The sequence below is a fragment of the Micromonospora sp. NPDC049151 genome (assembly GCF_040648395.1).
Lineage (GTDB): Bacteria > Actinomycetota > Actinomycetes > Mycobacteriales > Micromonosporaceae > Micromonospora.
The window spans coordinates 1-13,364 of record NZ_JBEZDP010000023.1; the positions used below are offsets into that span (position 1 = coordinate 1).

General features: G+C 71.1%; 12 protein-coding genes. 7 read left to right on the plus strand and 5 right to left on the minus strand.

Annotated elements, in window-relative coordinates; genetic code table 11:
- The first annotated feature begins 975 nt into the window (after nucleotides 1–975).
- From AB0B20_RS23290 to mshC, 4 genes are all read left to right on the plus strand, one after another.
- Entirely contained in the window at nucleotides 976–1,689 is a 714-nt protein-coding gene (locus AB0B20_RS23290; RefSeq protein WP_357384242.1) for a histidine phosphatase family protein, read from the plus strand.
- 87 nt (nucleotides 1,690–1,776) lie between these two features.
- Nucleotides 1,777–2,358 (plus strand): DUF3090 domain-containing protein, encoded by a 582-nt coding sequence (locus tag AB0B20_RS23295; RefSeq protein WP_357384244.1) that lies wholly within the window; start codon nucleotides 1,777–1,779, stop codon nucleotides 2,356–2,358.
- Entirely contained in the window at nucleotides 2,355–3,173 is an 819-nt protein-coding gene (locus AB0B20_RS23300; RefSeq protein ID WP_357473361.1) for an SCO1664 family protein, read from the plus strand. Before AB0B20_RS23295 ends, AB0B20_RS23300 begins: the two co-directional genes overlap by 4 nt.
- A 67-nt stretch (nucleotides 3,174–3,240) precedes the next feature.
- The gene (mshC, locus tag AB0B20_RS23305) at nucleotides 3,241–4,479 is read left to right on the plus strand and encodes a cysteine--1-D-myo-inosityl 2-amino-2-deoxy-alpha-D-glucopyranoside ligase (protein WP_357473364.1); all 1,239 of its coding nucleotides are present in this window, start codon (nucleotides 3,241–3,243) and stop codon (nucleotides 4,477–4,479) included.
- 195 nt (nucleotides 4,480–4,674) lie between these two features.
- Here mshC and AB0B20_RS23310 read toward each other — a convergent pair whose 3' ends face one another.
- Nucleotides 4,675–5,466, minus strand: coding sequence for a GntR family transcriptional regulator (locus AB0B20_RS23310; RefSeq protein ID WP_194801606.1), 792 nt, complete (start codon nucleotides 5,464–5,466; stop codon nucleotides 4,675–4,677).
- Between the two features lie 115 nt (nucleotides 5,467–5,581).
- Nucleotides 5,582–6,451: a PAC2 family protein gene (locus tag AB0B20_RS23315; RefSeq protein ID WP_030504102.1), complete on the minus strand. Its 870-nt coding sequence runs from the start codon at nucleotides 6,449–6,451 to the stop codon at nucleotides 5,582–5,584.
- Nucleotides 6,452–6,692: 241 nt separating this feature from the next.
- Between AB0B20_RS23315 and metH the strand changes: the two genes are divergently transcribed.
- Nucleotides 6,693–10,208 carry a methionine synthase gene (gene metH / locus AB0B20_RS23320; RefSeq protein WP_357473367.1) on the plus strand — a complete coding sequence of 1,172 codons (3,516 nt, stop codon included), beginning with the start codon at nucleotides 6,693–6,695 and terminating at the stop codon, nucleotides 10,206–10,208.
- Between the two features lie 64 nt (nucleotides 10,209–10,272).
- Here the strand turns inward: metH and AB0B20_RS23325 are convergent, their stop codons facing one another.
- Nucleotides 10,273–10,803: a pyridoxamine 5'-phosphate oxidase family protein gene (locus AB0B20_RS23325; RefSeq protein WP_357473370.1), complete on the minus strand. Its 531-nt coding sequence runs from the start codon at nucleotides 10,801–10,803 to the stop codon at nucleotides 10,273–10,275.
- Between the two features lie 102 nt (nucleotides 10,804–10,905).
- Between AB0B20_RS23325 and AB0B20_RS23330 the strand changes: the two genes are divergently transcribed.
- Nucleotides 10,906–11,454 (plus strand): hypothetical protein, encoded by a 549-nt coding sequence (locus AB0B20_RS23330; protein ID WP_357473373.1) that lies wholly within the window; start codon nucleotides 10,906–10,908, stop codon nucleotides 11,452–11,454.
- A gap of 76 nt (nucleotides 11,455–11,530) precedes the next feature.
- Nucleotides 11,531–12,214, plus strand: a complete 684-nt coding sequence (locus AB0B20_RS23335; RefSeq protein WP_357473376.1) for a hypothetical protein — start codon at nucleotides 11,531–11,533, stop codon at nucleotides 12,212–12,214.
- Nucleotides 12,215–12,363: 149 nt separating this feature from the next.
- Here the strand turns inward: AB0B20_RS23335 and AB0B20_RS23340 are convergent, their stop codons facing one another.
- Together AB0B20_RS23340 and AB0B20_RS23345 are read right to left on the minus strand one after the other, a co-directional pair.
- Nucleotides 12,364–12,765, minus strand: coding sequence for a hypothetical protein (locus AB0B20_RS23340; RefSeq protein ID WP_357473379.1), 402 nt, complete (start codon nucleotides 12,763–12,765; stop codon nucleotides 12,364–12,366).
- 71 nt (nucleotides 12,766–12,836) lie between these two features.
- Complete coding sequence (locus tag AB0B20_RS23345; RefSeq protein WP_357384315.1) at nucleotides 12,837–13,238, minus strand: hypothetical protein; 402 nt, start codon at nucleotides 13,236–13,238, stop codon at nucleotides 12,837–12,839.
- Nucleotides 13,239–13,364 lie beyond the last annotated feature (126 nt).

The following is a 13,364-nucleotide window of genomic DNA, read 5'->3' on the forward strand; positions in this document are numbered from 1 at the left end:
GGCCACCGGCGACGGTCAGACCGGCGATACCGAGGACGCTCTTACGCAGGATGCTGTTCATGGGGGGCTCCATTCGGGGGTCGACGCCCGCGCCGTGAAGGGGGGATGCGGTGCGGGTGCGAGCACCGTCAGGCGCTCTTCAAAAAAGGGGGGTCGGTCCGGTTCACGCCGCGCTCGCTCACGCCGGACGGCGCGGGGCTGAGGTCGTGGCCGGAGGTATGTGCAACGACCACCGGCCCACCCGTCATTCCCGGGGCCGTGCCGCCCACCCCGGCTGGGGTGCGGGAGGCGCGCTGCTGCGGTCGTGCACCAGGTATAACGCCCCGGCCCGGTCCCCGATTCCGCCACCGGGGTGTCCCCGACCACCCCCAAACCCGACACCCCTGCCCACCCCACTCACCTCACCTACCCGCCGCCCGTCCTCCACGCGTCGATCATGAAGTTGGCGGCGTCCGGTGTCCGGTTTGTCACCACCACCAACCTCATGGTCAACAACACGGGGCGGGACCGGTATGGGCGCAACCAGTCCGTCGAGCCTGCCCGCACGAAGAGCGCGGCGCATCCCGCCCCGATCCGGCCCGGCGGGAGATCTTGGAAGGAAACGGCCCTTATGGGGGCCGAAATCTTCCAAGATCTCCCGCGTTGGACCGCCGCAGCGCTCAAGAGGAGCCGACGGCGGGCTCAGCCACGCCTCGCATCGGTCGCCGCCACCCGGCGTGGGTCGATCATGAAGTTGCCGGCCACAAACCGGACAATCGATGCCGCCAAGTTCATGATCGGCGTGAGCCTTGCCGAGGGCAGTCGGGTTTGGCGGGAGCCGGCGGGCGGGTCGGGAGAGTCGAGGCCTGCGCCCGCGGATCCCGCCGGCCATCCGTTCCGGCGCGGCCCCGCCTGGCGCGCGATCTTGGTACGGGACGGCCGCCATGAGGGCGGGCTGCCGTGGCGGGACGATCATCGCGGGACGTACCGCCTAGGGTGGTCAGCGTGGCGACCCTTCTGCTTCTGCGACACGGCCGTACCACCGCGAACGCCGACGGCGGCCTCGCCGGACGGCAACCGGTCGAGCTGGACGACACCGGCCGGGCGCAGGCGACGGCGGTCGGCGCGCGCCTCGCCGGACTGCCGCTGGCGGCGGTGGTGACCAGCCCACTCATCCGCTGCCGGCAGACCCTGGAGCTGGCCCTGCCGGGCGCCGAGCCGGTGGCCGACGAGGGGTTGATCGAGTGCGGGTACGGCGACTGGGAGGGCCAGTCGCTGAAGAAGCTGGCTAAGGAGCCGCTCTGGCCGGTGGTGCAGCAGCACCCGAGCGCCGCCGCGTTTCCGCAGGGGGAGTCGATGGCGGCCATGTCCGCGCGCGCAGTCGCGACGGTACGGGCGTGGGACGCGCGCGTCACCGCCGAGCACGGGCCGGAGGCGGTCTGGCTGGCGTGCAGCCACGGCGATGTGATCAAGGCGATCGTGGCGGACGCGCTCGGCGTACACCTTGATCTTTTTCAGCGGATCGTGGCCGACCCGGCGTCGGTGACGGCGATCCGCTACACCCCGTTGCGGCCGTTCCTGGTCCGGCTCAACGACACCGGCGGCGACCTGTCGGCGCTGGTCCCGCCGCCGCGCAAGCGGCGCCGGCGCGCGGCGCGGGCGGCGGAGTCCGACGCGGCGGTCGGCGGGGGCGCGGGCGCGGCCGGGTGAGACCGGCGGACACGGCGCGTTCGCTCTGGGCGGATTCGGCATCGGTGGGCTGCACGGTGCTTCCACACGCCGGATAGGGTCGTGGGTATGACGCACCAGGTGCACGCCTTCGAGCCGCCGGAGCGGTTCGTCGCCGGTACGGTCGGCCCGCCGGGGGAGCGCACGTTCTTCCTCCAGGCGCGCGGCGGCGGCCGGCTGGTCAGCGTGTCGCTGGAGAAGGTCCAGATGTCGTTGCTCGCCGAGAAGCTCGAGGAGCTGCTCGCCGAGGCGCAGCGCCGCTTCGGCGTGAAGCTGCCGGAGCCGGTCACCACGGTGACCGGTGACAACGAGCCGCTCGACACGCCTGTCGACGAGGAGTTCCGGGTCGGCACGCTGGGCCTGGCCTTCGACGTGGACACCGCGACCGTGGTGATCGAGGCGATCGCCGTCGGTGAGGCGGAGGTCGAGGTCGAGCTGGGCGACGCGGACGACGACGCCGACGAGGACCCGGACGAGCCGGACGACGACCTCGACCGCCTACGGGTGCGGCTGACCCCGGAGGCGACCCGCGAGTTCATCGAGCGGGCCAAGCGCGTCGTGAACGCCGGCCGGCCCCCCTGCCCGCTCTGCGGCCAGCCGCTCGACCCGGCCGGTCACCTCTGCCCCCGGCACAACGGCTATCACCGGTGACCTCGTCGGAACTGCAGCCCCGACAGGACGGCGCCGAGGCGCTGCGGCTGCTCGCCGACGGTGAGCTGACCCTGGAGGGGCGGCTCGTCGACGCTTCAAACGCCACGCTGCGCGGCGTCATCGCCCTCGGCGAGGTGACCGCGCACTGTGTCTACAAGCCGGTACGAGGTGAGCGCCCGCTCTGGGACTTCCCGGACGGCACGCTCGCCGGCCGGGAGGTGTCCGCCTACCTGGTGTCCCGGGCCACCGGCTGGGATCTGGTGCCGCCGACGGTGCTGCGGGACGGCCCGTTCGGGCCCGGCTCGTGCCAGCTCTGGATCGACGAGCCGGACGACGCCGAACCGCTCGTCGGTTTCGTGCCGGCCCGGGAGATCCCGCCGCGCTGGTTCCCGGTGGCCGCGGCCCGCGACGACGACGGGGCGGCGTACGCGCTGGCGCACGCCGACGACCCCCGCCTGGCCCGGCTAGCCGTGCTCGACGCGGTCATCAACAACGCCGACCGCAAGGGCGGGCACGTCCTCGTCGGCCAGGACGACCGGATCTACGGCGTCGACCACGGCGTGAGCTTCCACGTCGAGGAGAAGCTGCGTACGGTGCTGTGGGGCTGGGCCGGCCGTGAGCTGCCGCCGGACGCGGTGGAGATGCTCGACGGCCTGACCGCGCAGCTGCGCGGGCCACTGGGCGACGACTTGGCCGAGCACCTGACCATCGGTGAGCTGGCCGCGCTGGGGGCACGGGTCGAGCGGCTGCGCGAGTCCGGCCGGTTCCCGCTGCCGCCGCAGGAGTGGCCGGCGATGCCATGGCCGCCGATGTGAGCCGTTGTCGTGTTGATCACCCGTAGGGCGGCACCCGAGCGTCTGACGGATCGTTAGGCTGGCGGTCATGGAGTCTTGGGCGGGACACGAGGTGCCACGGCTGCCCGGCGAGGGCGTGCCGCTGAGGTTGTACGACTCGGCGCGGCAGGGCGCCCATCCCAGCCGGCCCGAGGGCAGCGCTTCGATGTACGTCTGCGGCATCACCCCGTACGACGCGACGCACCTCGGGCACGCCGCCACCATGATCGCCTTCGATCTGGTGCAGCGGATGTGGCGTGACGCCGGCCTCGACGTGCGCTACGTGCAGAACGTCACGGACATCGACGACCCGCTGCTGGAGCGCGCCGAGCGCGACGGTGAGGACTGGAAGGTCCTGGCCATGCGGGAGACCGCGCTGTTCCGTGAGGACATGGAATCGCTGCGGATGATCCCGCCGGCGCACTACGTCGGCGCCGTCGAGTCGATCCCGGACATCGCCGAGAAGGTGCTGGTGCTGCTCAAGGACGGCGCGGCGTACCGCCTCGACGACGGCACCGGCGACGTCTACTTCGACGTCTCCGCCGCGCCCCGGTTCGGCTACGAGTCCAACCTGTCCCGCGAGCAGATGATCGAGCTGTTCGCCGAGCGCGGCGGCGACCCGGAGCGCGCCGGCAAGCGTGACCCGCTCGACCCGCTGCTGTGGCGCGGCGCCCGCGAGGGCGAGCCGTCGTGGCCCGGCGGCGACCTGGGCGCGGGCCGTCCCGGCTGGCACATCGAGTGCACGGTCATCGCGTTGAACCTGCTCGGCGACCGGATCGACGTGCAGGGCGGCGGCAACGACCTGATCTTCCCGCACCACGAGTGCTCCGCCGCGCACGCCGAGCGGCTCACCGGCGAGGCGCCGTTCGCCGACCACTACGTGCACGCCGGCATGATCGGCCTGGACGGCGAGAAGATGTCGAAGTCCCAGGGCAACCTGGTCTTCGTGTCCCGGCTGCGGGCCGACAAGGTCGACCCGATGGCGGTCCGGCTGGCGCTGATGAACGGCCACTACCGCAGCGACCGCTCCTGGACCGACGAGCTGCTCACCGAGGCGCGGGAGCGGCTGGGCCGCTGGCGGCGGGCCGCCGCCGCGCCCGCGGGCCCGTCGGGGGCGGCGTTGCTGGCCGAGGTACGCGAGCGCCTGGCCGACGACCTGGACACGCCGGGTGCCCTGGCGGCGGCCGACCGTTGGGCCGACGGCGCGTTGAACGGCGTCACGGAGGACGCGGCCGCCCCGGCCCTGTTCCGCGACACGGTGGACGCCCTCCTCGGCATCGCCCTCTAGCCCACCCACCGCGCCCGCGCCCTCTTCGCCCTCCCGCCGCGCCGATCTTGCACTTGCGGCCCCCGTTCCCGCCCTCTTGTGCCGGTTCGCGGGGTCCGCAACCGCAAGATCGCGCTCTTCGAAGGGCGGGTGGAACGTGGTGGGTGTGTCGAGGGCGGTTCGGCGCCGGGAGCCGAAAGCCGGGAGCCGGGAGCGTCAGCCCAGGACCAGGCCGGGGTCGGGGTCCTGGTCGGGAGCGGGGGCGGGGATCTTGTACTCCTCGGTGAGCGTGGTCATCGGGCCCGGCCAGGTGGCCTGGGCGACCTCGATCGGCTTGTGCCGCTCGTCGTAGGCGACGTGCAGCAGGTGCAGCACCGGGGTGTCCGGGCGGATCTGGAGGATCTCCGCCTCCTCCCGGCTGGGCTGGCGCGCGCTGATCGTGTCGGTGGCGGTGACGTACCGCCGGCCGGTGACCTCCTCCGCCTCCTGGTAGAGCGGCCGGCCGAACGCCTCGGCCCGCTCCAGTGACGTGCCGGCGGTGTCTGCGGGGAGGAACCACGACGCGCCGACCTCGACCGGGGAGTCGTCGGTGCGTACCAGGTGCCGCCGGCAGAGCAGTTCGGTGCCGTCGGTGACGCCGAACGCGTCGGCCACCTCGGCCGGGGCGGGGGAGCGGCCGACGGAGACGAGCTGCTGGCGGTACCGGGCGGCCAGGTCGGTGTGGTAGCCGCGGAAGCCGCCGTACCGGCCCCGGGACAGGCGGTTGAGGCGACGCCGGGTGCCCCGGACGTACGTACCGGAGCCGGGTTTGGTGATCAGGATGCCCTCGACCCGCAGCTGGTCGACGGCGCGCTGCACGGTCTGCTTCGCCACGCCGAACATCTCGGCGATGGCCGGGATGGAGGGCAGCCGCTCGCCCGGGCCCCAGTCGCCGCGGCGCACCTGGGCCTTGAGCTGCGCGGCGATCTGCCGGTGCGGGAACTCGGCCGCGCCCGGGTTGATCTGCATGCAGGCCTCCTCAGAACAGCTAGGTTCCTAGGATGCCCTAGAGGGTGTGACGGCGCCACCCCGGACACGAAGAAGCCGGGCCCCGACAAGGGAAGCCCGGCTTCGACGGAAAGAGCTACCAGGAACCCGCTGTCGGCCCGGCGGAACCGCCGCGGCGACGCAGGTACTTCTCGAACTCCTGGGCGATCTCGTCCCCGGTCAGCGGGGTGATGCCGGCGTCGCCGACCCGTTCCTCCAGCTCACGCACGTACTCACCGAGTTCGGCGTCCTGCTCGGCGGCGCTGCGCACCCGCTGTTCCCACTCGGCGGCCTCCTCGGCCAGGTCGGCCATCGGCACCGGCAGGTCGAGCACCTCCTCGACCCGGTGGAGCAGCGCGAGGGTGGCCTTCGGGCAGGGCGGGTTGTTGGCGTAGTGCGGCACGTGCACCCAGAACGACACCGCGTCGACCTCGGCCCGGGTGCAGGCGTCGTGCAGCACGCCGACGATGCCGGTCGGCCCGTCGTACCGGGTGGGGGTGAGCTGGTAGCGCTTGGCCGCGTCGGCGTCCGACGCGCTGCCGCTGATCGGCAGCGGCCGGGTGTACGGCACGTCGGCCAGCAACGCGCCGAGCAGCACCACCCGCTCGACCTCCAGGCTGTGGCAGATCTCCAGCACCTGCTCGCAGAACGTCCGCCAGCGCATGCTCGGCTCGATGCCCCGGATCAGCACCACGTCCCGCTCGGTGCCCTCCGGGCTGGCCACCATGAAGCGCGTGGTCGGCCACTCGACGCGCCGGGTCTCGCCGTCGGCCATGGTGATCGTCGGGCGGCTCACCTGGAAGTCGTAGAAGTCCTCCGGGTCCAGCTCGGTCACCTGCCGGGCCTGCCAGACCTGCTCCAGGTGTTCCACGGCGGCGGTGGAGGCGTCGGCGGCGTCGTTCCAGCCCTCGAAGGCCGCGATGGCGACCGGCGAGCGCAGTACCGGCAGCCCGTCGAACTCGGTCACGCCGTCACCTCACCCTGCTCGTCGGGCGCGGCGTCGCCCCGTCGCACTGTCGCACCCCTGTTGTCCTTCACGTCCGTCAGCCTACGTGCCGCCGCCGGGGCCGGCCCGTCGGCCGCGCCGGTCGCCGGGCCGGACCACCCGGGCGAACCGGCGGAAAGGGGTACGCGGGCCCGATGGGCAGTATGTGGGAAGGGCCGGTTCGGATAACTGTGCCGCAGTCGGGAGCACTACCCTGGAGCATGTGTCTATCTCGTTGCGTGACCTGCTGGCCGATCGGATCCTGATCGCGGACGGCGCGATGGGGACAATGCTCCAGGCCGCCGATCTGACCCTCGACGACTTCGACGGCCTCGAAGGCTGCAACGAGATCCTCAACGTGACCCGGCCGGACGTGGTCCGCGGCGTGCACGACGCCTACCTGGCGGCGGGCGCGGACTGCGTGGAGACCAACACGTTCGGCGCCAACCTGCCCAACCTCGCCGAGTACGGCATCTCCGGCCGGATCCGGGAGCTGTCCGAGGCGGGCGCGCGGATCGCGCGGGAGGCGGCCGACGCGTACGCGACGGAGGAGCACCCCCGGTTCGTGCTCGGCTCGATGGGCCCGGGCACCAAGCTGCCCACGCTGGGCCACGCGACCTACGCCTCGCTGCGCGACGCGTACCAGGAGAACGCGGCCGGCCTGATCGCCGGCGGGGCGGACGCGCTGATCATCGAGACCTGCCAGGACCTGCTCCAGGTCAAGGCGGCGGTGGTGGGGTCGAAGCGGGCCCGCGCCGAGGCCGGCCGGGACGTGCCGATCATCTGCCAGGTCGCGGTGGAGACCACCGGCACCATGCTGCTGGGTAGTGAGATCGGCGCCGCGCTGACCGCGATCGAGCCGCTCGGCGTCGACCTGATCGGGCTGAACTGCTCCACCGGCCCGGCGGAGATGGGCGAGCACCTGCGTTACCTGGCGCAGCACTCGCGTATCCCGATCTCGGTGATGCCGAACGCCGGCCTGCCGGTGCTGACCGCCGACGGGGCGTACTTCCCGCTCAGCCCGGACGAGCTGGCCGACGCGCTGGAGCAGTTCGTCACCGACTACGGCGTGGGCCTGATCGGCGGCTGCTGCGGCACGACCCCGGAGCACATCCGGGTGCTGGTGGAGCGGCTGGGCGGGCGGGCGCCGGTGGCGCGCGAGCCGGAGCCGGAGGCCGGGGTCTCCTCGATCTACCACCACGTGCCGTTCGCCCAGGACGCCAGCGTCCTGATGGTGGGGGAGCGGACGAACGCCAACGGCTCGAAGGCGTTCCGCGAGTCGATGCTCGCCGGGGACTGGCAGGCCTGCGTGGAGGTCGCCCGCAGCCAGGCCCGGGACGGCTCGCACCTGCTCGACCTCTGCGTCGACTACGTGGGCCGCGACGGCACGCAGGACATGCGGGAGCTGGCCGGCCGGTTCGCCACGGCCTCGACGCTGCCGATCGTGCTGGACTCCACCGAGCCGGCGGTGATCGAGGCGGGGCTGGAGATGCTCGGCGGCCGGTGCGTGGTCAACTCAGTGAACTTCGAGGACGGCGACGGCCCCGACTCCCGGTACGCGCGAGTCATGCCGGTGGTCAGGGAGCACGGCGCCGCCGTCGTGGCGCTGCTCATCGACGAGGAGGGCCAGGCCCGCACCCGCGAGTGGAAGGTACGGGTGGCCAGCCGGCTGATCGACGACCTGACCGGCCGGTGGGGGATGCGCCGGGAGGACATCCTCATCGACGCGCTGACGTTCCCGATCGCCACCGGGCAGGAGGAGACCCGCCGCGACGGCATCGAGACGATCGAGGCGATCCGGGAGATCGCCGCGCGCTACCCGGGCGTCAACTTCACCGCCGGCATCTCGAACGTCTCGTTCGGCCTCAACCCGGCGGCCCGGCAGGTGCTCAACTCGGTGTTCCTGCACGAGTGCGCCCAGGCCGGGCTGACCTCGGCCATCGTGCACGCCAGCAAGATCCTGCCGATGGCGCGGATCCCGGACGAGCAGCGTGAGGTGGCGCTCGACCTGGTGTACGACCGCCGTCGCGAAGGCTACGACCCGGTCCAGCGGTTCATCGAGGCGTTCGAGGGCGTGGACGCGGCGTCGGCGCGCGCCACCCGGGCCGAGGAGCTGGCCGCTCTGCCACTCGACGAGCGGCTCAAGCGGCGGATCATCGACGGGGAGCGCAACGGCCTGGAGGCCGACCTGGACACCGCGATGGCGCAGGGGCGTACGCCGCTGTCCATCATCAACGACCTGCTGCTGGACGGCATGAAGGTGGTCGGCGAGCTGTTCGGCTCGGGCCAGATGCAGTTGCCGTTCGTGCTCCAGTCCGCCGAGGTGATGAAGACCGCGGTGGCCTATCTGGAGCCGCACATGGAGAAGACCGATGACGACGGCAAGGGCCGCATCGTGCTCGCCACCGTCAAGGGCGACGTGCACGACATCGGCAAGAACCTGGTCGACATCATCCTGTCCAACAACGGCTACGACGTGGTGAACATCGGCATCAAGCAGCCGATCAACGCGATCATCGACGCCGCCGAGGAGCACCGGGCCGACGCGATCGGCATGTCCGGCCTGCTCGTGAAGAGCACCGTGATCATGAAGGAGAACCTAGCCGAGATGGCCTCCCGCGGCGTGGCCGAGCGGTGGCCGGTGCTGCTCGGCGGCGCGGCGCTGACCCGCGCGTACGTCGAGGACGACCTCCGGTCGATCTACCCGGGCCAGGTGCACTACGCCCGCGACGCGTTCGAGGGGCTGTCCCTGATGGACCGCGTGATGGCGGCCAAGCGCGGCGGCGCGCCGGTGATCGACCCGGAGCGCGAGGCGGCACTGGCGGCCCGCCGGGAGCGCCGCGAGCGGCAGCGGGCGCAGGTCCGCGAGGCGCTGCCCGAACTGGACGACTCCTCGGTCCGCTCGGACGTGGCGACGGACGTGGCCGTGCCGAAGCCGCCGTTCTTCGGCACCCGTGTCGTCAAGGGCGTGCCGCTGGCCGACTACGCGGCGCTGCTCGACGAGCGCGCCACGTTCCTGGGCCAGTGGGGGTTGCGCGGCGCCCGCGGCGGCAAGGGACCGTCGTACGAGGAACTGGTGGAGACCGAGGGCCGGCCCCGGCTGCGGTACTGGCTGGACCGCCTGATCTCCGACCAGGTGCTGGAGGCGGCAGTGGTGTACGGCTACTTCCCCGCGTACTCCGAGGGCAACGACCTGGTGGTGCTGGACGAGAACGGCCACAGCGAGCGGGCCCGGTTCGCCTTCCCCCGGCAGCGGCAGGAGCGGCGGCTGTGCCTGGCCGACTTCTTCCGGCCCAAGGGCGACCAGCTCGACGTGGTGGCGTTGCAGCTGGTCACCGTCGGGCAGCCGATCAGCGAATACACCGCGAAGATGTTCGCCGGCAACGAGTACCGCGACTACCTGGAGGTGCACGGCCTGTCCGTGCAGCTCACCGAGGCCCTGGCCGAGTACTGGCACCGGCGGATCCGGGCCGAGCTGGTGCTGCCCGGCGGCGGCACCGTGGCCGACGACGACCCGGCCGACCTGGCTGGCCTGCTGCGCACCGACTACCGGGGCTGCCGGTTTGCGTTCGGCTACCCGGCCTGCCCGGACCTTGAGGACCGGGCAAAGATCGTGGAGCTGCTGGGCGCCGAGCGGATCGGCGTGCAGTTGTCGGAGGAGTTCCAGCTCGTGCCGGAGCAGGCCACCGACGCGATCGTGGTGCACCACCCGGAGGCGAGCTACTTCAACGCCAAGTGACGCCGGATGCTGTCGACCTGTCCGAAGCGAACAGGCCGCCGCATCGGTAGGCCCGTGCCGTGGATCAGGGCTGGGACGCCACGGTGAGCTTTGCGACGTCCGGGGCATAGACGGTCATCCAGTGCGGATGCAGCCGGTAGTAGACCACCTCGTTGTCCCAGTCGAAGAGGTCGTCGCCGTAGAAGTCCTTCAAGTACGCGAGCACGTCCGGCCAGTCCGTGGCCTGGTCGCCGTTGCGGGGGTTGAGGATCTCCACCTTGCCGTGCGTGAAGACGCCGAGGTCCTCACCGCGCATGTGCGCGGCGCTGACGGCGGGCCGCGCCGCGAGGTGGCGCGCCTTGGCGGCGTCGGGCGCCGTGCCGAAGTACCACTTGCCTCGCAGGAAGTGCCCGTCGACACCGCTGATCCGCGGCTCACCCTTCGCCGTCACGCTGGACAGAGCGAGGGTGCACATGCCGGTGAGGACCTGGGTGAGCTGCTCCGCGTCCAGCGTGCTCGCGGTGTTGATGATCGAGCGGAGGTGGGAGGTGGAGCCGGCGAGGGAGGCGTCAAGGAGGGCTTGGAGCTCTTCGAGATCTTGTGGGGTTTCGCGCATGGTGGTCCTTGTCTCTCCGCATCTGTCTGCGCTGTGGTCGGCGCCTCTCACCGGCGCCGACCGATGCACCCATGCTTCACCCAAAACCTGACACCTTGCGTCATGTTTCTTCAGCGTGCCGAAGGGCAGGAGTCGGCGCTCTCCGTCATGAGGTTGAAGTTCAACACGAACGGCACCGTCGACCGCGACAGCGATCCGGTCGTCATCTTCCGCAGCGACAATCTGAGCTGGGTCACGTACCGCGACACGAGCGGCGTCGCCGTGATCGAGAACCCGAGTGCGTTCAACCACAACGGTTCCTGGTACCTGTTCTACTCCGGCAACGCCTGGCGGGAGAACTACTACTCGACCGGCATCGCCTTCTGCGGCGACCGGATCGACGACGGCCTGTGCGCGCCGATGCCCGGACCGAATCGGGCCTGGTTCTCCTACTCGGGTCCGGCCGCGCACCTGCCCGACACCATGCGCAAGTACTCGTTGCCGGGGAACAAGCGCGGGCCGGGCGCGATGGACGTCTACCGGGCCCGCGACGGCAAGCCGTGGGTGACGTGGAACTACCTCGCCGACGGCGGCTCGGGGCGTAAGAGCCGGACCGGGCGTCTCGTCATCACCGGCTCCGGCTCCAATGCCGACTTCAAGGTGGAGCTCTGACGATTGTCACCGGACTGCGATCGCCACCACAGTGGCGGCGCCGGTCCAGTGTGCCCTCCAACAGGAAGGACCATTGATGAAGAGAACCTACCGAAACGTCCGCCGTGCCGTCGCCCTGATCAGCACGCTCACGGTGGCGACGCTCCTCCTGCCGGTCTCACCGGCCGCGGCGGCGTCCACCTTCCAGGCCGGCCACCTGAACATCTACAACGGCCTCACCCACGAGAAGTTCCTCCACGACCTGAACCTGATCACCTCGAAGGCCGACATGGTCGCGCTCAACGAGGTGGGTCCCCGCAGGGCCCTCCTGGTGGACTGGGCCGCCAACAACGGCTGGACGTTCTACGCCCCTACTACTTCGGTGCACGCGGCCGGTGAAGCCCTGCTGGCGAAGAAGAGCATGTTCGAAGTGGTCGACAAGGGGTCGAAGTTCGTGTGCGACACCAACCCCGACGAGCCACCGCCGCCGCGCTACAACAACTGGGTCAAGTACCGGCACAAGGCGACCGGGCGGTTCGTGTTCCACATCAACTTCCACGCCGTCGCCGGTATCGACAACAACGGCTGGCCGGAAGACCTTCCGCGTACCCGGTGCGCGGAGCAGCAGTTCGCGGAGGTCAAGGAGCTGGCCCGCGAGAAGAAGGCCGAGGGGCAGGCTACAACCTCTACGGCGAGAAGGGGACCGGCACGCACGGGAACCGGCACATCGACTACATCTACTTCTGGAAGCGGATCGAGAGCTCCCAGGTCATGTGGATGACCGACTACCGCATCGTCGGGGACACCAACTCCGACCACAAGGGTGTCGTGGCGGACTTCTCCCTCGCGTCCTGACCAGTACGAACGGATCGGGCTCCGTCGACGAGCGGTCGGCGGAGCTCCGGCCTGTGCGGACCACAACGCCGGCCGTCACGTGTCGTAGAGCCCGTCCCACGGCTCGTGGAATCCGAGGCGATCCGGATACAGCTCGACCCAGTCGACGTGGCTGCCGTCGCCCGCCCGGTCGCCGGACTCGTCGATCAGACCGAAGACGACGCCGTCGTGACGGGTCTGGAACGGTCGTACGGCGATGTCGCCGTACGACGTGCCGGGCAGGCTCGCGAGCAGTTCGCCGAGCGCCGCGGCCAGCGCGCCTCGATCCTGGACCCGGGTGATCCTCGACCGCCGGTACGTCCCGTCGTGGTCGAACAGGTGCACGTACGCGTGGTGGTCCCACGCCGAGGCGAGGAACAGCCCGTCGTCGTAGCGGCCGATGGTGTCCGTCCGGTGGCCGGGCTCGTGCGCGATGGGAATCAGCCGGGGTACGGGCACTCGGTCAACGTAGCGTACGAGCGCGGGGCGCCCGCCGGGATGGCGGACGCCCCGAAGGATCGACGCGTCGATCAGCCGATCAGCGTGACCGAGTAGTCGTACGTCGTCCCGGTCACCGAGTACGTCGCGGTCTGCCCGTTCTCGCAGTACGACACGAAGCTGCTCGGGGTGCGTTGCGCTCCGGCCACCGCGTCGACCACCGGCCGGACGTCGGCGCCGACCGGCAGCGCGGTGGTGGTGAGATCGATCGTCCGCGACTGGTTGATCGGGTAGTTGTCGGTGTTCGCCGTCTCCAGACCGTTGCTCGCCGCGACACTGAAGGACATCACGAAGGCTGCGTTGTTCACCACGGCGATGCGCTGCACGCAGGGTTCGGCCTGCGCGCTTGCCGTGGAGGCCGCGGCCAGCGCCGACGCGCCGGCGGCGAGCGTCCCGACGAGTGCGGCTCCGACGAGCCGGGCGGGGAACGTCATGGGTGTCACCTCTCGGTCGTACGTGGCGCCGGGCGCCGACTGGCGGCGACCGGCGTATGGTCCGTATCGAAGTTCCCGAACGTTTTCGATCGAACCCCGCAGATCGCAATAATCTGTGTCCGGCTG